At 43.1% G+C, this 21,009-nt stretch carries 17 protein-coding genes; 2 read left to right on the forward strand and 15 right to left on the reverse strand.

What is annotated here, in order from left to right; translation table 11 throughout:
• Positions 1-43: 43 nt before the first annotated feature.
• A complete protein-coding gene (locus ACDZ28_RS27990; RefSeq protein WP_375103351.1) occupies positions 44-1,309 on the reverse strand; it encodes a hypothetical protein in 1,266 nt (421 codons plus the stop codon).
• 249 nt (positions 1,310-1,558) lie between these two features.
• On the opposite strand from ACDZ28_RS27990, the gene ACDZ28_RS27995 reads away from it, so the two are divergent.
• Positions 1,559-2,032 carry a hypothetical protein gene (locus tag ACDZ28_RS27995; protein ID WP_042129133.1) on the forward strand — a complete coding sequence of 158 codons (474 nt, stop codon included), beginning with the start codon at positions 1,559-1,561 and terminating at the stop codon, positions 2,030-2,032.
• 87 nt (positions 2,033-2,119) lie between these two features.
• Here ACDZ28_RS27995 and ACDZ28_RS28000 read toward each other — a convergent pair whose 3' ends face one another.
• The gene (locus tag ACDZ28_RS28000) at positions 2,120-2,686 is read right to left on the reverse strand and encodes a sugar O-acetyltransferase (RefSeq protein WP_042129136.1); all 567 of its coding nucleotides are present in this window, start codon (positions 2,684-2,686) and stop codon (positions 2,120-2,122) included.
• Positions 2,687-2,777: 91 nt separating this feature from the next.
• Positions 2,778-3,227, reverse strand: a complete 450-nt coding sequence (locus ACDZ28_RS28005) for an SDR family oxidoreductase (protein WP_375103352.1) — start codon at positions 3,225-3,227, stop codon at positions 2,778-2,780.
• 143 nt (positions 3,228-3,370) lie between these two features.
• On the opposite strand from ACDZ28_RS28005, the gene ACDZ28_RS28010 reads away from it, so the two are divergent.
• Positions 3,371-4,267: a LysR family transcriptional regulator gene (locus tag ACDZ28_RS28010; protein WP_375103353.1), complete on the forward strand. Its 897-nt coding sequence runs from the start codon at positions 3,371-3,373 to the stop codon at positions 4,265-4,267.
• A 99-nt stretch (positions 4,268-4,366) separates the two neighbouring features.
• On the opposite strand, the gene hcp is transcribed toward ACDZ28_RS28010, so the two are convergent.
• The 12 genes from hcp to ACDZ28_RS28070 form a co-directional block, all read right to left on the reverse strand.
• A complete protein-coding gene (gene hcp / locus ACDZ28_RS28015; RefSeq protein ID WP_339287282.1) occupies positions 4,367-5,659 on the reverse strand; it encodes a hydroxylamine reductase in 1,293 nt (430 codons plus the stop codon).
• A 93-nt stretch (positions 5,660-5,752) separates the two neighbouring features.
• On the reverse strand, positions 5,753-7,159 hold the full coding sequence (locus tag ACDZ28_RS28020) for an MFS transporter (RefSeq protein WP_375103354.1): 1,407 nt from the start codon (positions 7,157-7,159) through the stop codon (positions 5,753-5,755).
• Between the two features lie 207 nt (positions 7,160-7,366).
• Positions 7,367-7,825: an SHOCT domain-containing protein gene (locus ACDZ28_RS28025; RefSeq protein ID WP_052414648.1), complete on the reverse strand. Its 459-nt coding sequence runs from the start codon at positions 7,823-7,825 to the stop codon at positions 7,367-7,369.
• Between the two features lie 569 nt (positions 7,826-8,394).
• Entirely contained in the window at positions 8,395-9,795 is a 1,401-nt protein-coding gene (locus ACDZ28_RS28030; RefSeq protein WP_076121121.1) for an ADP-ribosylglycohydrolase family protein, read from the reverse strand.
• A gap of 320 nt (positions 9,796-10,115) precedes the next feature.
• On the reverse strand, positions 10,116-10,787 hold the full coding sequence (locus ACDZ28_RS28035; RefSeq protein WP_081390041.1) for a CAP domain-containing protein: 672 nt from the start codon (positions 10,785-10,787) through the stop codon (positions 10,116-10,118).
• 220 nt (positions 10,788-11,007) lie between these two features.
• Entirely contained in the window at positions 11,008-11,883 is an 876-nt protein-coding gene (locus ACDZ28_RS28040; RefSeq protein WP_042129146.1) for an amidohydrolase family protein, read from the reverse strand.
• On the reverse strand, positions 11,870-15,046 hold the full coding sequence (locus ACDZ28_RS28045) for a GNAT family N-acetyltransferase (protein ID WP_375103355.1): 3,177 nt from the start codon (positions 15,044-15,046) through the stop codon (positions 11,870-11,872). Before ACDZ28_RS28045 ends, ACDZ28_RS28040 begins: the two co-directional genes overlap by 14 nt.
• A 221-nt stretch (positions 15,047-15,267) precedes the next feature.
• A complete protein-coding gene (locus ACDZ28_RS28050) occupies positions 15,268-16,443 on the reverse strand; it encodes an MFS transporter (protein ID WP_375103356.1) in 1,176 nt (391 codons plus the stop codon).
• Between the two features lie 236 nt (positions 16,444-16,679).
• Complete coding sequence (locus ACDZ28_RS28055; protein WP_375103357.1) at positions 16,680-17,699, reverse strand: LCP family protein; 1,020 nt, start codon at positions 17,697-17,699, stop codon at positions 16,680-16,682.
• A gap of 30 nt (positions 17,700-17,729) precedes the next feature.
• The gene (locus tag ACDZ28_RS28060; protein ID WP_341113804.1) at positions 17,730-18,851 is read right to left on the reverse strand and encodes an FtsW/RodA/SpoVE family cell cycle protein; all 1,122 of its coding nucleotides are present in this window, start codon (positions 18,849-18,851) and stop codon (positions 17,730-17,732) included.
• 145 nt (positions 18,852-18,996) lie between these two features.
• Complete coding sequence (locus tag ACDZ28_RS28065) at positions 18,997-19,530, reverse strand: hypothetical protein (RefSeq protein WP_076121127.1); 534 nt, start codon at positions 19,528-19,530, stop codon at positions 18,997-18,999.
• Between the two features lie 90 nt (positions 19,531-19,620).
• Complete coding sequence (locus ACDZ28_RS28070; RefSeq protein WP_375103358.1) at positions 19,621-21,006, reverse strand: sensor histidine kinase; 1,386 nt, start codon at positions 21,004-21,006, stop codon at positions 19,621-19,623.
• Positions 21,007-21,009: the final 3 nt, after the last annotated feature.

The raw sequence follows: 21,009 nt of genomic DNA on the forward strand, positions 1-21,009 counted from the left end.
AGACTCTTTATCTAATCATATAGCTATAAGATAGCTTTCACTATCATTCCAAACTACCCAACTCCACCACATCTCCGCTAGTGGCCTTCACGGCATAATTACAATCCAGCTTCCCGCACAGCACATACTTCTTCTGCCCAGAATCATACACATAGACGGGTGTTAATTCGAGCCACCCTTTGAGCTTGGTATAGGCTTCGTTATGACTTACAGCAATCTCACCTTCGCTCTGGAACTCATCAAACGTATCGAGCAGAGATTTGTTATCCATATAGTTTATAACCTTATAAAGGTTCGCATCGATGAACAGGAGGAGCTTACGCTGGAATATACGATTACTTGGTGCATTCATCCTCAATGTCGCTTGAATATGTCCTCTTTCCCGATGTAACGTCTTCAGTATCCATTGTCCGGATTCATCCGGATAGAGCTGGCTTAGACCAGCTTCGACTCCGGCTATACACTTGAATAATTCTGCGTCTGTGATAGGAAATGAGTCTGGGTGCGGTTCACGAGCTATTGCCTGTTCGATTGTAACCACTTCTTGCAGACGTATCTCCGTCCTTACAAACGGTTCCGTATTCGCTTGCTCCCAATGGATTACTTGATCTATATTCAGTTGTGCTTTCGTGCCTGAAATAATCTCAAATGGGATGGTGGTTCCATCATTTGTAATGTAGATTTCTTCAATCCCATAGATCGGCAGGAATTGCTTCATCTCGTAAACCGGATATTCTATAAGTTGTAGCTGTTTTTTGGCTTGCGGCTCTACCGCTTGAAGTGTGAGTGAATAGTTCTCTTTTTGCACAAGGGATCTAGAAGGAAACTGGACATACACACTGTAAAAAATAAGCCTCCCCTCTGCATCAAAGCGGAGCTCCATCCGCCCACCGGGGGAGACCGGCACGCCGTCTATAGATTCGGCAAAATGATATTCACCTACCTGTTCCTTTATTAGGTGGAATCCTTTACCGTACACGATCCCCGCCTCGGCTTCCATCCACTGGATAACGCCGTTTAAATCAATATTTTGAAATGGTGCCCCATTCGCATATGATTTCCCACCCACAAAAATCACACTTTTATAGTTGCGGGATTGCAGGTCTATAGTGATGACAGCCGTTCCTTCCGGATTGTAATCCTCCTTCCACTCTGTAATATGTGAAGGAAACCATTCCATACTAAGCAAATAGTCGGTCTTTCCCAGTATCGAAACTTCGCGATAAAGTTCATGTGTATGTAAGTAGTAGTTGTCCAATCCGTACGTTTCCTGTGCAGCATTAACTAGTTCTTTAATTCGGATATCCATATCAGTGTCCCCCGCAAAATTGATGCCTCCATCATAACATTTCTGTTACATATTCCACGAGCTTATGCTATGGACTTTGCTGGTGTTCAGAAAATGATCAGTAGCATGGGGTTTAATAATGTTTAAGGGCTTCAGACCCTCTAAAGGAGGAATAGGATGACTCCAATTAGGCTGCATCCTCTAACTACTCCTTCATCAGAATACTAGAAGTGTTATAGTGACCATATTTTTTATTGGGGGTAAATCATCATGAATGACATCATCAAAGGAAACGGGGAATTAATACAATTCTTCCCGATTCCACCGCATCTTTATAGTAAGGATATTGCTTGTCTTGTAGCTGTGGCTTATGTAGAAGAACAGGGAGCAAATTTAACGGGCCTCATAAATGCTCTATACGCCAAGGGATATACAAACCTGGATCATTTACTAAATTCCACATGGAAAGAACTATACCAGGTTCGTGGGTTGGGCTACAATAGACTGAAGCTTCTGCTTCGTTTACTAGAACGAATTTCTGCAGATCCCAAGACCATAGAAAACTACAACATCGTCCCTCGTGTAACAATCCACAGTAAAAAGGAAATGAAAGAATTAACTTTAAAAAAGATTATTAAGAAGTATAACGAAACATCAGTGGAGTTATTGACTAAAGCTGCCGAAAAAGAAGCTCGTTTAAAGAAAATTAAAGATAGACTCCGTGAAATGGGGATGATCCTTTAACAAAACCCCGCCAGTATAATCACTGACGGGGTCTTTTTATCTTTCTATCAATGCGTCCCTCTCTACAAATTCAGTTTTCCAAATTTATTAAATTTTTTTGAGCTCTTTTGCTGGTACTCCTGCAACGACAGAATTCTCTTGAACATCTTTAGTGACAACTGCTCCTGCCGCAATAACAGAGTTATCTCCAATCGTCACCCCGGGCAGTATGGTTGCGTTTGACCCAATCCATACATTTTTTCCAATGATAACTGGAGAGGGGTAGGTTACATTTCTCGTTTCTAAAGGTAATCCATGATTAAGTGTAGCAATCGTGACATTCATACCAATCATTGTACCGTCCCCTATTCTGATTCCTCCTCGATCTTGGAAGGAACAGCCTGTGTTGAAAAACACATTCTTTCCTATAGTAATATTTTTTCCAAAGTCTGTATAAAACGGCGGAAAACACATAAAAGACGAATCAACTTCAGTGCCCGTAAGTTCACTAAAAATCTCCACTATTTCTTCTTTTGAATGATAGGATGAATTCAATTCCATCGTGACCTTTTGGGCTTGATAACTGCATTGAGTTAATAATTCATGTAATTCTTTATCCTCACCCGAAATTGGATTTCCTTTCTTACAAAAATCCATAAAATCATTCATATCCATTTTAAAAATCACCACCCAAATTTATTTATACTTCTGATAATTCGATTCATATGTCTTGTCTTAATCCTTCCATAATGGCACGAACTGCAAACTATGTTCCACAGTACACGGCTGAATTAGGGTATACTACATGTCCTGCCACAGAATCTGTTGCAATAATATGCCCTGATTTTTGTTTTTCCATAATTGGCAACACCGCAGCGATTCCGTTCAAAACACCCATGATATTGATATCAATCATTTGCTTCCACTCTTCACGACGCCCTTCCACGATTGGTGCTGTTGGCATTATACCCGCATTGTTATAGAGAACATCGATACTGCCATATGTGTCTAATGCGAGTCTAGCGACCTTGTTCACATCATCATAGTTTGTCACATCCGCTTGTTGAATGAGAATATTTGATTTAGGAAATTCTTCTTTAATAGCTTCGAGACGATCCAAGCGGCGTGCAGCTAAGAGCAACTTCGCATCACTTTTTGCAAGTACCTTTGCAGTTGCTTCACCGATTCCACTTGATGCGCCCATAATAATAATCACTTTATCTTTTATAGCTATCTATAAACCCTCCTTTAAAGTTAAACCTTTTCTTTCACATCATAAGTTGATATGATTCGAATAACTAATACTTATATTAAATACTCTCTCATGCCTTTTAAGCATAGATAAATAAGGAGACTGTTATGGAAATTCGAGTATTACGCTATTTCATTGCTGTAGCGAATGAAGAGAATATATCGTCGGCTTCAAAACAGCTGCATTTGTCTCAACCTACATTATCAAGACAATTAAAAGACCTTGAAACGGAATTAGGAGCCATTCTATTTGAAAGAGGAAATCGAAAAATCACTTTAACAGATGAAGGGAAATACTTATTTAAAAAAGCGAAGGAAATCGTTGAGCTAGTAGATAAAACTGAAGCAAATTTTAAAGAATCAAAAGAATTGATTAGCGGAGAAATTTACATAGGCGGTGGTGAAACTGAAGCTATGAATTTTATTGCCAGAGCATCAAAAGAATTACTTGAACAGTATCCAAGTATTCGATTTGATTTATACAGTGGTAATGCTGACGATATTACTAGCAAGCTAGACAGTGGATTATTGGACTTTGGCATTGTCATAGAACCCACAGATAAACAAAAATATGATTACATAAAATTACCCGCTACTGATGTTTGGGGTGTTTTAATGCGCAAAGATAGTCCTTTAGCGTACAAGCAGTTCATTCAGCCAATAGATTTAATAGATAAACCACTATTGATTTCACGTCAAACTGCTGTCAGTAACGAATTCACAGGATGGTTTGAAGCGAATATTGAGGATCTCAATATTGTCGCAACCTACAATCTGCTGTACAATGCTGCACGAATGGTCGAAGAAAATATTGGATATGCATTATGCTTGGATAAACTTATTAATACATCAGGAGATAGCAAGCTTTGCTTTAAACCTTTAACCCCCAAATTAGAGGCTAATTTAAATATTATCTGGAAAAAACATCAGGTGTTTTCTAATGCAGCAAATAAATTTTTAGATCAACTTCGCAACAATATAAAAATACACAATTCATATCTGTAGAAAATAACCCTATATAAGCGACAAGACACAAGAAAAGCCCAAGCTTTATCCTCAGCTTGAGCTTAGTCTTGCAATATTAAATGTAATGCCCTTATTACCTTACGACAAAGCCAACATCGCGTTCATATCTTCCTCGGCAGTGGTAATCAGCTTCAATCCAAAAAGTTCAACTAGGACATCCAACACACCATCCGAGATGAACTCCGGCGGCTTCGGCCCGATGCGAATGTCTTGAATACCTAGGCTGAATAAGCCCAGCAGAATGGCTACCGCTTTTTGCTCGAACCATGACAGCACGATGCTTACAGGCAGCTCGTTCACCGTACAATCAAATGCTTCAGCCAAAGCCAAGGCAATCTTCACCGTAGAACCGGAATTATTGCATTGTCCAAGGTCAATGTAACGCGGAATGCCCGTATCTCCAACGGTTCCATAATCCACATCATTAAAGCGGAATTTCCCGCAGGAAGTGGTTAAAATGACGGTATCGTTCGGTAAGGAAGTCGCCAACTCGCGGTAGTAATTCCCACCTTTACCTGGCGCGTCACAGCCTGCAATAACGAAGAACCGGCGAATATGCCCGTCTTTAACAGCCTGAATGATCTCTGGTGCCAACCCGATTACTGTTTCGTGATGGTATCCTGTCGTGAGTACCAAGTCTGATTCTACATCAGCCGCAGGTAATGACAACGCACGATTAATCAGAGGAGAGAAATCGTCATTCGTGATTTTTGCAACACCTTCCAGCCCCGCCACCTCATATGAGAAAAAGCGGTCTGCATACGTGCCTTTAATCGGCATCACGCAGTTTGTAGTTGCAAGAATCGCACCGGGAAACTGCTCGAAAAGTCTGCGTTGATCGTACCATGCTTTGCCGATATTGCCTTTCAGATGTTTATACTTCTTAAGCGCCGGATAACCATGGGCAGGTAACATTTCCGAGTGAGTATAGATGTTGATGCCCTTTCCTTCTGTCTGCCGCAGCAATTCCTCCAGTGCATACAAATTATGCCCTGTCACCACAATACATTGACCTTCTATTTTGTTCTGGCTGACTGTAATGGGTTGTGGAATCCCAAAGCGATCCGTATGCGCACGATCTAATAGATCCATGACGCGAACCGCCGCATCCCCGACCTTCATCGCCATCTCCAAATGCTCCTGCGTATTAAAGTTAGAATTGGTCAAGGTCATATACAAAGCTTCGTGGGTAATACGGTCCACCTCGGGATCACTATATCCTAGCTGCCGAGCATGTGTCGCATAGGCTGCAATTCCTTTTAGAGCAAAAATCATCGTATCCTGCAAACTCGCGATGGTTTCATTTTTGCCGCATACTCCCACAACGGTGCAACCGCCAGTTGGTGTCTGTTCACATTGGTAACAAAACATATCGTTATCCTCCATATCGAGATAATCTTTCGTTACTCACAACGTAACAGAACACCAAACCTTGAGTTGTGATTACACACACATTTTTTTATATCAAAGAGATTTTAATGTCCGTCTATTAATAACAATCATCAATATAATAACGCCTATACAAATAACAATATTAATCCCAAAAACCATTTTGAACGCCTGAATCGAATTCCTCTGCCCTATCTCCCCGCTCACCATCCCTAGCCCTAGCCCAAGCGCTGAGCCAAAGACCATACCCGCATTTCGTGTTAAGGCAATTAATCCTCCAATTGAACCTACGTGTTCCCTGGGCGTCTGCTTCATAATATAACTATTATTCGGTGAAGCAATAAGCCCCATCCCGAGTCCAATAAGACATAGAATCGCAGCGATTCCATACACCGGTATATTCTCCAAAAATATTAGCAACAGGATGAACCCGCTTCCCATGCAGCTCAGCCCCATTAACATCAGCCGACGAGAACCATAACGATCGGACCAGTAACCGGCAAGAGGACCTGAAAATGCTAATGCAATGGGATAAGCTGCCATAATGTAGCCTGTCTTAGATGAAGTGAAGCCAGCCGCTGTTCCCATTAAATAAAATGGAATAAGGACGAGCACGGTATTAGAAAGGATAAAAGAGGCACAGCTAACGATCAAGCCACCCGCTACAGCAGGAATTTTCAACGCCCGAAGAGGTAGAAAAGGTGTCTTTTGCCTCCGTTCCCATAATAGATACGTAATCAACAGCAGGAAAAATCCCATCAAACTAGCCATCGTACGCGTGGACACCCAACCCCATTTGCTCCCATTTGTAATAACGAGAAGTAGCAAGGTAAACCACGCCATGAACAAGCCCGCGCCCGCGATACTTACAGTTCCCGACTTGCGCTCATGCACACGGCTCGGAATGTACCGATAGGCCATAACTGTAGCCACAATTGCCACAGGAACATGGATCAAAAATAGCCATTGCCAACTGAGCCACTCCGCAATCAGACCTCCTGCAATAGGGCCGGTCATCCCGCCCAGTGCGACAGCCGTACTTAGAATTCCGAGTGCCCGTCCCCTCTGTTCTTTCGGCATATGAACGCTGATAAGCGCAATATTCGTTGCTTGAAACATCGCAGCTCCTATCCCCTGCACAACTCTAAGTACAAGTAATATTGGCAGATTAGGTGAAAAAGCGACCATGATCGAACCAACCGTAAAAATCACATATCCGAGATTGTGAATACGGCGAAAACCATAACGATCACCCAATTTCCCCATCACAGGGAGAAGCGCAGTAATCACAAGTAGATACCCCGTTGTGATCCATAATCCTTTTGCAAGCTCAGTTTGAAAATGACTTATAAAAAAAGGAAGCGATACATTCATAATTCCGGCAGTAAAGTGAGAAATAAAAGCCCCCATACAAATAGCCGCCATCATACCCAACCGCTGCCTGCGCGTACCTGTTAGCTCTGTATTTTTTGCAATACTCATGCTGATCCCGCCCCCACTCATCATTGTCTAAGAATTACTAACAATTATAAGTAGATCCCTTACAAGGACAATCCCATAAAGATGGGATAGAGAGGGGGCCTGTTATCTTATTAGTTCTAAAAAGACAATGAAGCCGCTTATTCTCCGTAATTGGAGAACAAGCGGCTTCGTATTTCGGATCATGCATTGAATGAAAAAAAGTCCATTTTATAATCCAAGGATTTGCTTTTTCTTGGCTTCAAATTCTTCTGGAGTTATGATACCAGAATCCTTAAGTTCTGCTAGCTGTCTCAAATCATCGATCGACCCAACAGGAGCTGGAGGATTAGGACGATTGTGTTTTTCTGATTTATATACTGCTATGTAATCACGAATTTTTTCGGCGATTTTCATTTTTCCCGGTTGAATAAGAACAACGTTAGCACTCGCTCCTTTTAAATTATCCTTTTTCGATGTTTGAAGGTTGGCTGTAATTACTTGTAAATAAGGAACTTTTAAAAAGGGCTTAACTATGCTGATCGTAATGACAGAATCCAACGGAATCGTTTGAGTCTGTCCTCCCAATTTTTGAACATTACTAGGCTTAATTACTAGGTAATCCTCGTATAGTTCAAGAGATGATGTACCGCCGCTGATCTCGTGTATCATATTATCCACCTCATTCATAAGATACCCCTATCTTATCATATATTTACAGATTTCTTCTATATTTATCCTCTACTTAATAATAAAATCAAAAGAATGAACATGCCGCAAAATAAATTTCATAGATTTCATACACTCAATCCCCGCTGAATAAATTCCTAAATCAGGGAGAAGATAAAAACTTGTGTTTTGTTTTGGAATGTCGCAGGAATTGTCATCAAGATTGGTCACTTTTATTCGATACCACATGAAAAAGCATAAGAATCAACAGTTCTAATCCAATTTTAAGTCACAGTCAAATATTATATCTGCTTCAGCTTACCCTTTTCGCAATTCGGAGAGTAGCTATTTCGCCTTCCTCGGCATGCTGTAACGCGATGGCTCCAATGGGTTGGATAAGCCAGCCCTTCTATACGCTTCAAAAGAGAAAGCAAGCTTCTCAATGTGCAGATTTCAGCTTCTTCTTCTCTTGAATCCAGCCCACTAACAGTAGTATAAGCAAAGCAAAAAATCCACTTGCAACATTGTTGCTGTGGACTTTTTGTAGGCTTATTATGTATGTTGTATTTGCTCAGGTTTATTGATTGATATTAAAGGCCAAGGCCGGTATTCTTGTTCACATAGAGTTCACTAGGTAGAACTCGATGTTGACCGGTTTTCAGCAGCTTTGGTAAACGCCCCATCCGCTCCGCTAAAGTAGAAAGCTTTTGCTCATGAAAATTAGATAGTCCCGTATGAATCCGGTCTTGAAAAGGCTCAAGCCATCTAGATTCCAAACTATCTGGACCGAAATAAACCCCGAGCAGTGAGCCAGCCGTTGCCCCGAAGCTATCCGTATCGTTGCCTTGCATTACCTGCTTGCATATCCCATCACCAACATTGTCTGCAAACCGCAGGGTATTAATTAAGGTTCCTACTTCTTGATAAACCTGACAGTGGCAATAAGTCTCATACTTTTGGTTAATACTCTGATATGCTTCCAGCCAGTCATCTGCATTCGCTACCATTTCAAGACAATCCTGAGTAATCTCATAGAACCGGCTTCTTTTAGGGATGAATTGCAGTGCAGTTTTGATTATTTCAATGGGATCACGCAGCACGTGAGCAGCAGCAATCGCAGCAGCAATGAACATCGTGGCGTAAATGCCGGTCCGGCGATGTGTAAAGCTTGCATCCCGCCAAGCTAGCTCAGCAGCCAGAGCAGGCTGACCAGGACAGGCATAGCCGTAGGCATCTGCACGAATCGCCGCCCCGCATAGCTCTGTACCCTGTACCATAAAATCAGGCCAAGCCTCTATTTCAGAATGATTGAATAATTCCTTATCATGTTCCAAATAGCTAATCCCTGATCGTAGTAAAATTGCCCTTTCCGGACCCCAAGTTGTACTTATCGGAAGGTGATTTAACCATAAATCCCTTAAATCTCTTTTCGTAAAACCTTCACCGAATTGTTCTAGCACCATCATTCCCATTAATGTGTAATTGATATCATCATCAGGTGCTACATAACGAATTCGCCCTCGTGTAGTCTCAAACCAAGACCAATGACGACGATCCAGCGCATGGAGAATTTCTTCAGAAATATAATCATTCAGTGGCCATTCCCCTACAGAAGTTAACGCTTGACGTAATTCCGACAAGCTGGGGTTTACCTCTATTGTTTTGCCCAGCATAGAACCGCAGACTGAAGCGAGAAAACCAGCCTCCACACGCTTGGAGCTATCCTTCAGATTCAAAATTCCGATCTGCCCGAGAGGTCGAGCCGGATCGCTTTCCCGCCATATCTCATCTAAATCGTTCGGCTCATAGTAAGGCCAATTATCCCTCATTGGAATGACAGCCAAGCTATGGGCGAATTCAAGATAGGCATCATAGCTTGCGGGAAGCTGTTCCAGCTTGGCTAAATAACCGGAGGTTTGATGTCCCTGCTCAAATTTATTACGCAGAATCCCTTCCAATTGAAGTTTAAGAAATGTGAGTGATGGTAGCATACTGTATCTCCCTTATACGATTATTAATCTACATGAAATAAAAATGCATACTCAAATTCTTAATACCAAATTTCAAATTACTCCATACCTCCCTTGCAACTTACTTTCACACAAAATGACCAATAACAAATAGAAAAGCAACCATATCTATCCACAATCCACAATACATCAATATCACAAGCTTTAGTAGTAAAAGATGACTTGATTCGGTAGATAAGCATGTAAGCTGACTTCATTGTATCTAATCATAATAAAAACCCATGTCAGATGACATGGGCTTGATATTAGCTGTTTATCAACCTTATTGCTTTATTGATTTTTTACAAACCAATAAATTCTTGAACCCATTCAGTGTTATATGAAGCAATCCCAATTTCAGTGAAGCTGCTATTCAGAATGTTCGCGCGATGACCAGGACTGTTCATCCATTGATTCATTACTTCCTCCGCGCTCTTCTGGCCTTTGGCAATGTTTTCTCCTGCTGAGCTATAGCTAATTCCGAATGCCTTCATCATATCAAACGGAGAACCATAAGTCGGTGACTGATGATCAAAATAATTGTTGTCATACATATCCTTTGCTTTTGCCATAGCCATTTTTGAAAGCTCACTATTCAGACTTAGTGCTTTCAAGCCTGCATTTGTACGTTCCTTATTCACCAAATTCAACACTTGCTGAACGGAATCAGATGTATTGGCAGGCTGCTGCGGATTGACGGACGGTTGTGGATTGGCAGATTGTTGTGGATAAGCCGAATATTGTGGTTTCGCGGACGGTTGCGGATAAGTCGTCTGATCCGCTGTGCTACCTGTAGGTGGTGAAGTACGAATAAACCCATCCAGCCATTTTGATACATCTCCGCCAGGTACTTGTTTAGCCTTAATCGTTGAATTTCCTGCATTCTCTGTGGAAATAGAAGACGCTTGCGTTAAGGTTGACGTTGCAGCCATTTTGCCAGCAGGATGTCCAACCTTCGTTTGTTGAGTAGTCATTTGATTGTTGGCTGAGTGATTACCCGAACAAGCTGTAACGAGTAACAACGCAACTATTACGATAAATGGTTTAATAACGCCCCCTCCTGATTTGGTAAAGTAATGACGAATCGAATAAAGTTTTTGTTAAGCACGATTGAATTATTCATCTCTAATTCAAAAAATAAAAACAAAAAAAGCCATCCTTTAGATATCCTAAGGGATGGCTTGTTCGTAATGCTTAGAGCGCCGCAATCCGCTGCTGAATGCGTGGAAATAAGGCGAAGGCGTTCTCGTAAAATACTTTCTCATGGTGCTGCTCAGGGACGAGTCGGCGGACAAATTCCGCATACAGGTCAATAGGCGCGAGTGGCCAATCCGTGCCGAACAACATTTTCTCATAATGATCGGAGTACACCAGCGCCCGTCGAAAATGATCCATGAACAGTGGTTCATTCATGAACCGTTCAAAATGAGGCCGGTCACCGACCACAAGGCCGGACAAATCGGCATAGACGTTTGGATTTTTGGCCACCACTTCGGCGGCGTCCATCACCCAGGGATCGCCAAGATGGCAGATCATAAAATTCACATCACGCCGTTGGAACGCTAATTCATCCACGGTAAGAGGATGAGCATACTTAAGCAATCCATTCATCGAGTACGTATCACCGGTATGAATGACGACAGGCGTACCATACTTAGCCGCCAACTCATAAATCGGCGAATAAATTTTGTCGTAAACGTAATGATGATAGTACCCGGCATAGAGCTTAATGCCTGCTACCTCGGGCGCTTGCAGCCGTGCCTCAATTCGGTCCAGCTCCTCTTGAGCATCCTTACCTCCGAGCATGTTCGGATTGATCCCCACGCATTCCATTAAGAAAGGCGGCACAGTGTCTTCCAAGTCAAGGCCCATCGGATTAGGGGAAGTGGAGTCAGGGAAAGCTCCCTTCGTCTGCTCCGTGACCCCCATTCCAATACCAAGAACAACATCGTTCTTATCAAACTCTGCTTTGAGCCCGGCAGCAGTGTAATCGACTTTGGAGAGATCCAGTGCTGTTTGATGAAAGCTGTCGATGTCCGACAGATGAATGTGAATATCAATGATCGGCATTTGAGATCTCCTTTTCGTCAGTAGGTCTAGCAAAGGTCAGCTTCAAAAGACTGCGGACATCCTCTGAGTTCAGAGCGAGTTCTCCCATGATCAGGAAGGTCGGCTGTGTCCAAACAGTTTCTCCATTCAGAAGTGGAAGGTGATGATGCACCCCGTGATTAAATACTTTATTGTTCACATACGCCGAGGCACTCTGATTCGGATGATTGCTCACCAAATGCAGCATATCCTTACGCGAAGATGCACCAATTCGCAATAGTCCCTTGGCCTCCAGATAGGTTTCAACCGTTCCTAATAAGAACTTACCCTCCTTGGAGAATTCCATCCATCCTTCGGCATAGACTGGCGAAGGTTGGATATAATTTTCCTCCGACAACGAATAATTCGGCAGGGTCATTCCGCTGTCATTGGTCACCGAATGCAACACACAGAGCACAGAGACACCTGGGAGCATAAGGTAATGCTGATTAACAACAATTCCTCGGTTCTTTTCCTGCTTCTCGATCGAAGTAGTGATACGTAATCCTTTCCATACATTACCCTGAGCATCCATTTGCTCGGTCCAAGCTGCGCTCCTTGGCTCCTCCAACCGACTAAATCCACCTATGCCTGAAATACCCACACCGAGTCCACCGTGCCAAGGATTCCACCAGGAACGTGGTGCTGCTTCCGGATAGGAGCTATCCAGCCATTCTTCTCCATGATGCTTCAGGGAATGTACAACACTGCCGAACTCAGGAGCAGCTGCAATAGAAAGAACTCCGTTGCTCACAGTGTATATAGTACCCGCTGGTCCCTCTTCTGTGTCACAGACAACGGCTGCTGTTTCCGTTTGAGGGAACCAGAGGCCTGTTCGCTCTTGAATACGATCCTCTCCACGATAGACGACTCGAACCTTCTGTCCTGATTGGCTGTGTTCTGAAGAAGTCTCCGCTTCCTCAGATGAGAGCTCAAAGCCCGCGGAGTGAAGATTCTGCTCTCTTTTCAGTTCCATCTCAGCGACTTTCTGCTCCTCTCCTCTATCCGTTTGTACATACAGCTCGAGGCTCCCATTAAGTGAAGTCATCTTTCGTTCGAGTAACTCCGCATGAAGCGCCCCCGCCGCAAACAGGTTTCCACCGCCAAGCGTTAATTCAAGATGATCATCCATCACCGGTGTGATCGGATCCGGCTGCTTCCGTGCAAAGGTGCGGAAATCCGACCACTTCAGGAAGGTGTTTAAAGCGAACACCAGCGTCTTTGTTCGTACGACATCTCCAGCAGGGATTTGACCAAGATTATGCTCCAGTCCAAGTGGATACTCCGGACGAAGCAGCTTCAACGAAGGGTCCCAGCAAACGCCGCATGTGACGTTTTCTTCCTTGCTGAACAACCAATTTTCCGTAATTTGAGCGCTGTCCCAATTACCCGGATCGCCTGAGTAAGCATCGCCCATATCTACGTAACGACCCTGATAGGGCAGGATGAGGCGTTTACCAAAAAATCCGAAATTCGTTAGTAGATACATATCCTCTTCCAACGTTTGGTTACTAGTATTGCGTACCTCGCTATAAAACTCAGCGATTCCGTTCCCAAAGAGCTTAGCCACTCTTTTTATCTCCAGACCCGGGAATTCATCTGATTCATAAAGGGTCTCTAGAACTTGGCCCTCTCCTTCGGAATAGATCTTTACTGTTTTAGCCTGTTTCTTCGAGAATTCTTCGGCGAATGGTTTACCTAACTTCGGATGGGTCAACCAGAAATTATGGCTCGAGCCGGGATATTCAATCCACATCCCATTGTCGTTATTATTAAGATGTACGGAGTAGGCGCCGTTTACAGCCACCCACTGATCCCCGTTTTCCCCGCCAAAGCGGCCATGTGTTCCTTTCATTAGCACAGATAATTTGCTGATGAAGGACACTGCCTTCTCTCCAGCCGGAACGGCTGTCACCTCAATATCCTGTGAATAAAGGCCATATGAATTTAGGGTAAAGGGTACTCGGACGGAAGCCTTACTTTTAGCTGGAACCGAGAAGCTTACTGCCCGATCCGCCCACGTCAAAAACTCTTCCTCTGGCAAATTAAAAGAAAATTCCGCTTCCGCTGCAAAATTATTCTCAACATTTAAGTATAGCTCAGCGGGAAGACCCGGATACAGCTCACGTGTTGGCAACTCCATCCTCATTTTCAGTGGGAATTTAGGAGCAATACCTATACGAAACTCAGCGCGCTTGCCACCGATGATCCATTTGCTCATAACCACAGGGTGAGTCTTCTTGTCGTTTTGCTCTTCACGAATCGGATCAAGCTCGAACTCACCTTCTACGATAACTGTTTCTCCTGGTGCGAGTGTTGGTGCAGCAGACAAGGCAAACCGAATATTTTTGTCATTTTGGCCTTTGATCTCAATGGCCAGATCAGACGCCGAACGATTCTTGATGTGATAACGAATCTTATATGTGGAACCGAAGACAAGATCGTGATCGTCAATCTCCGTGGAGATTTCATAGTCAGGTGTATCCAGAGCCGTCAGGCCGCGACCGGTCTTCTCGAATTCTGCGCGTAAGGAGAGTTCTCCCTTTTGCCAAGTGTAATCGAAGAAATCAAAACCACGCTCCCGGCGACCATCTGGCTGAATGGGCAGTTCACGGGTACTATCTGCATACCAATCCAGCTGCTCAAAATAAGGAGCAAGTGCTTCCGTTTGCAGAACCGTTGGAATAAAGTTCATTAGATGTACGTAATCCTCATTTTTTTCCCAAAAGAATCCACATTTCTTATACATCGGTACAGCCTTCGTATTGCCTGCCCAAGTAAACAGATCAAGACGCGGCCAGCCCGCTTCAATTGTTTTGCGAACAGCGTTCAAAATCAGGTTACGACCTACCTTGTATCCGTGATAATCAGGTCTCACATTCAACAGCGGTACATACAAAGCCCCTTCGTCTTGACGGTAATGGGCAAAACTACAGAAGCCTACCACTTCCTCGCCATCAACGGCGAGAAACACATTTAGATTGGACGAGATCTCCATCTCGCGGCGCACTGTATCCTCTGTTCTCTGATTGGTGCCTCCACCCCAGCTTTCATTGCTACGGTTCCACATTTCTGCTACCGCCCTAGCATAAGAAGGATCATATTCGATAATGCGGATTTGTTCCGCTGTAGTCTTTACAGTCATGCTCTCATCTCCTTATTCCTCAATTATGAGTATGTATACAACTTTTTTCAAATAACTCCTACGAGTTCTTATTATACTATTAATTGGAAGGCAGTTACGAGGTAAAAAACTCTTTCTCCTTATTCTCTACATAAAGCCACTGCCAGCAGAAAGCTGCAGAATAAAAAGCTGTCGAGACTTCCTCGACAGCTTCGAATCTACTCTATGAGCAGCATTTCTTTTTAACAACTCTCCACACGATCCGCTGATCTTTTTTTCAAATTCGCGATACCTACAATACTAATCAATAGCACGCAGAGAGCATACGGAAGTGCCATATTTGCGGTGTATAAAGCTGTTCCTATAACTGGACCTATGAATGATCCGCCCCCTTGCAGGGCCGCAATAAAGGAAGCAACGCTTCTTTGCTCGTGATCTTGAACCGCCATTGAAGCACCCGCACTGTAGCCAAGCAATGTAAAGCCGATGCCAATTCCCAAAAATGTAAAGTCTACATAAGCAAATCTGATAAACAATAACAAGCCTAGCAGCCCCAAAGCCACAAATAATAGCCCTACTAGCAGCACCTTTTTAGGATGCCATTTGAGATATTTACTGATCACAATTTGCGAGAGTACCACCATTATTCCCGAGATAGCCAGACCTGTTCCAATTAACTGAGTAGCTTGCTGGGTACTATATCCAAGGCTATCCTGCACAAAAAATCCGATAGTAACCTGCACGATATTCAGAGCAAACGATAGCAATAGTCCAATCCATAAATAGAGGCGTATCCGTTTGTCGTTGGGTGAAAGTGAAATCGCCTGCCGTTCGATCTCGATATTCTTTTCTTTAGGAATAAACACTAGAAATAAAATAGCCAAGGTGAATAAACATATCGCTGCGGCGTACATTGGTGAGGTGAGTCCCAGCGAAGCCATTCCTCCGCTCATTGCAGGTCCTACTACGAAGCCAAGTCCATTGGCTGCACCGAATAATGCCATTCCCTGTGTACGGGTCTCTTTTGTACTCCAGCCCATAACATAAGCTTGTGCTAATGCCGGAATACCTCCAAAGAAAAAGCCGGCGATTGCACGAAGTATAAAGAAACTCCAAAATAGGCTAGTTTTACTCTCAGCATGTACTGCATAATCAGCCAACAGTGCAAAAATGACTAGTGTTGTCATATAGACGAACATAATCGAAGAGAGCAGCCATTTTCGGCTCATGAACGTTTGTTTTTCCCAGAAATAACCTCCAAGCAGCCAGCAAAGTCCCGCAACTGATACCAAACATCCTGATTGAAAATCACTAAGTCCCAGATTTCGAGCAAGCGGACCGATAATCGGATTAAATGCAGCTATTGATATCATCCCTGTAAGTACGATTAGAAACATAATACTCAATCTGTATTTCATGAAATCCCCTTCTCCTCCCAACAAAACCAAAACAATATACGATTCATAATCGCTGTGTTCATGGTACTATGTCTGGAAGCCGGGCCTCTACCCCTTAGCGGATAACTTTAACGGTTATCGGGATTAATAGAAGAGCACGCAAAAAACTGCTCCTAAGAGCAGTTTATAGAACAACATTTTATTGAAACAATTTTCGAATAGGAATGGGAATGGGAAGACTCTCTGCAAACTTGATGTTAATCTACCGTCCCAATATTCTCCAAATGTAATGAGCTTTCGGTGCTAACGCCCGCTTCCGTACTCAGAGTAGTAAGCGCTTGTTTAAGATCCTCTTTATTCACATACACGTATGGACTCTTCCAAAGCGATTCCACATGTAAGGAATTAATATGGTCTGGTTTTAGTTTCGGAAAGTTCAATAACCATTGCTGGAGATCCGCTTGAGGAATATCTGTCTTCACATTATCACCAATGATATCCAATACATTTCCCCACTGGGACACACCTTGGAAATTCCCCAGCTTATCCAGAATTTGTTTAATTACTTGCTGCTGTCGATCATTGCGCTGAAAATCAGAGGATTCAGCCGTTCCTTGATTCGATTTCCGGTAACGCACAAAATCAAGTACTTGTTTGCCGTCCAGCTTCTGCAAGCCCTTCTTTAAGTCGATGTTCGTCCCATCTGCCGAATCGGTATATTTCATATCCATATCGACATCAATGGTTAGTCCGCCAAGCAAGTCCACCGTCTCCTGCAACACATCAAAATTCACCACAACCATGTGATCAATCGGCAGACCCAGTAAATTACTGAAAAACTCTTTTGTATTAGGAATAGCCTCTGTTTTGTCTTTTATGTAATGGTAAGCATAATAATAATTGGCTTTGCGGGAAGGTAACGATTTAGGTTTTAACAACAAATCCCGCGGTATAGATAAGAAACTCGTCGACTTGGTATCCGGATTGAAGCTGACAAGCATCAGCACATCGGTATTCATTACCCCGCCACCGCCGTCCCGACTATCTACCCCGGCAAGCAGAACAATCATAGGTTCAACCGATACCGGTTCTTTTTTTTCCGCTGGAGCAGCTGTTGGCTGGACGGTGACTGGAGCAGCCATACGCTGAATCGCATCATCCGTCTTTTTGTACAAATACCCTGCATACCCCCCAATCCCTATTATAGTCGCTCCTATGACAAGACCAATGCTAATCAGAATTTTACGGGTTGTTGTCCACTTGCGTTTGTTAGACATAATTTCCTCCACTCAGTTCCAGTAGCTTTTTCAATCCAAGCTTTCATCTTTATGAACTTTGACACTTAGCACTATGCCAATCGCAATCATATTAGTGAGCAATGAGCTGCCTCCATAGCTAATAAAAGGCAATGATATCCCCGTCAGGGGCAGCAACCCCATATGCATTCCAAGGTTAACAGAAACTTGAAAGATGATCATGGCGATAAATCCGGTGACAACGTATGCCCCCGCACGATCCCTGCTTTCGAGCGCAATAAAGATCATGCGATACACGAGCAATAAATAAAGCATTAGCAACACGGATGAACCTATAAAACCGTATTTTGCACCGATAACTACATAGATCGAATCGGAATACGCGTAAGGAATATATCCTTTTCGCAAAAAAATACCTTCACTGCCCGATAATCCTCCGGAACCTATGGCTATCATCGCGTTTTTAACATGCCAAGATTTATCAGGATCACTCTGCGGGTCTAAAAAAGCTTGGATTCGTGACAGTTGATGGGGCTCGACAATCTTGGATAACAAGTCGAAGTTGGCATAATACAGCCATAGTATCGTGCCGATCGAAATAATCACAACACCGAGGATCAGGAGCATATAAAGCGCACGGATGTTACCAATCCAAAGCATGCTTAGCAATATACCAGCAAAAACGAGTGCTGTACCCAGGTCAGGTTGGTCCATGATCAAAATAAAAGGAATACAAAAAACGAAACAAACCGGCACTAAATCTTGAAAAAAACGAAGCTGCTGCCCCTCTCGTTTACCCAATAGATGAGCAATGAGCAGCACTGTACATATTTTAGCCAGCTCCGAGGGTTGAAGCTGAAAGCTTCCAATACTTAACCAGCGTACGGCACCGTTGAGGTTTTCTCCAACCAACTTAACCAGCACGAGTAGACCTACACCCACACCATATAAGAGATACGCTAACCTACCCAATAGAATCTGATAATCTACCAACGCAATGAATAACATGGGTATGCAAAATATAGCAAATAAATACAAAGAACTAATATAAAGACCGTCTAACCGTGTATCCGTAGTCGCTCCATAAATAGCAACAGTACCAATACCAACTAGGCATGTTACGAGAAAAAGTACGGATCTGTCCAGCTTTGCAATTTTGGTGGAGATAATCATGAACCAACCTCTATTTAATTTCTGTATTTTTCTTGTTGTGTACGGGAAACATGCATGAAAATGAGCAGCATAAATAATCCGCTGAGCACATATACACCTTCTTTGAAGATGAAGCTGAAGTGCTACGGATTATTTGGTTGAATGATTATCTCAGATCAAATTTGCCCTGATACGCCTTCTTCGATAACAGCTTTAATTGATCTTCACTCAGCGTATAAATATCCAGGCCGTTCCCTGCCTCACCCAATGACCAGCCCAGCGCGAGCTCGTTATGCCCATCATCATCGACATCATAGAATCCGGCATAATCCAGGCCATACCCAAACCCCTCAACCTCCGAAATCTTTTGCCACGCTTCATTTTCCTGTCTAAGCAGCATTGCTTTTATAGAAGAACCTTTGTTTTTGCTGTACTCATATACAACTACAGCTTCGTCGATACCGTCACCATCCATATCCCCAAAGGAGATCGCATTATCCTCTTGTCCATCCAACGGAGTTATCAATTGAGCTTTGTCGGGAAGCCATTTGATAAATTCCTGGCTCGTTTTGTCTCGCTGCAGGCTTGCTTCCGATGATGGAGGCTTAATCAGCTCTCCGGGTGTCGCTGGGACTCCGCATCCTCCGAGCAAAAATAACGTTGTTAACATAGCACCTATTTTTATGAATTTGCTCGGCATTTGGATCATCGACTCCTTGCTTATCCGCATATATAGTATTTTATCTGTGAAAGAGATGAAAGTGGTTATGAAATAGTTAAATTTGAGTTCTTATTTTCTCGGTAAGTCAAATTGGACAATCGTTCCCTTGCCTAAAGTACTGCTTATTCGCAGCTCACCTTGATGCAATGTAATGATTTGTTCGGAGATGGACAAGCCCAAACCGCTACCTGACGCTTGTTGATCCCCTTTGTAGAATTTTTGCCGCACATTCTCTAAATCCGTTTCTGCGATGCCTGAACCAGTATCCTCAACCGTAATTACAACTTTCCCTGGAACCGTATGGGCGCTGATAAGGATTCGACCTGAGGAACTAGTAAATTTAAGCGAATTATCGATGAGATTAATCATGACTTGCTTCACACGATTCTCGTCAGCTTGAATGACCGGCAGATTCTCTTCTATTTTCACTTCGAGTGAAATGCCTTGCCGGGTTGCTCTAGGCGTGAGTTGTCTGCCAATATGCTGCAACAGCTCCGTTAGATCCACAGATGTGAGATGAATAGCGATTCTTCCGTTATCCAATTTGGAGAAATCGAGCAGTTCATCCACCATATGAGTTAATCTGTCACTTTCAGATTCAATGATATCTAACCCATCATGAAACAGAGCTTGATTACTTCCTCCAGCCGCCTTTAAAGTTATTACCCAGCCTTTGATCGAGGTCAGAGGCGTACGCAGTTCATGGGATACGGATGTGATAAAGTCATTCTTAAGTTGCTCACTTTTCGAGATTCGACTGGCCATCATATTTAACGTATCCGCCAAGGAACCAAGCTCGTCTTGGTATCGCTTTTGTACTCTTATGCTGAAATCTCCTTCGGACATTTGGTCTGCTGCCAGTTTTAGATCTTTAATAGATCTCGTTATAGTCCACGACAGTAATAATCCAAGCAGGGTGACAATACCAATCACTAGCAAACCTACCCCGATCAGCAAAACTGCAATTTGATTAACTGTATGTATCGTTTCCGTTAAGGATGTAATAAATCTGACTTCCCCTACAATATTCCCTTTGGCTTGTAAAGGATAGGATACCGCAAAAATAGCTTCCTCAGTTACAGGGTCCTCCCCCTTCCAACTGCCAGGCTGCCCTTTCATCGCTTCTTGCACATCCATGTAATCTGTCATGGTAAAATCGCCTTGGATTCCATTTGAATCCTGCAACAGCCGACCTTCAGCATTAATAATCTGTACCTGTGCATCGGAATGGCTGGCAAAACCCTTTAACAATCTATCCGATTGTTCCTCTAAATCCTCGTCGCCAAAATATTGCTGATAAAAAGAAGCCGACAGCTTTGCTTGATTCATCAGGGTTTGCTCAATATTATGGAAATAATAATATCGTACAGAAATATTAAGAATAACTTCAAGAATGAGCACAGTAAGACAGATCACTACAAAATAGCTTCCCACTAATCTTTTCTGAATCCCCATTCT

This window comes from Paenibacillus sp. RS8, from assembly GCF_041956825.1.
In the GTDB taxonomy this organism is placed as follows: Bacteria; Bacillota; Bacilli; order Paenibacillales; family Paenibacillaceae; genus Paenibacillus_AQ.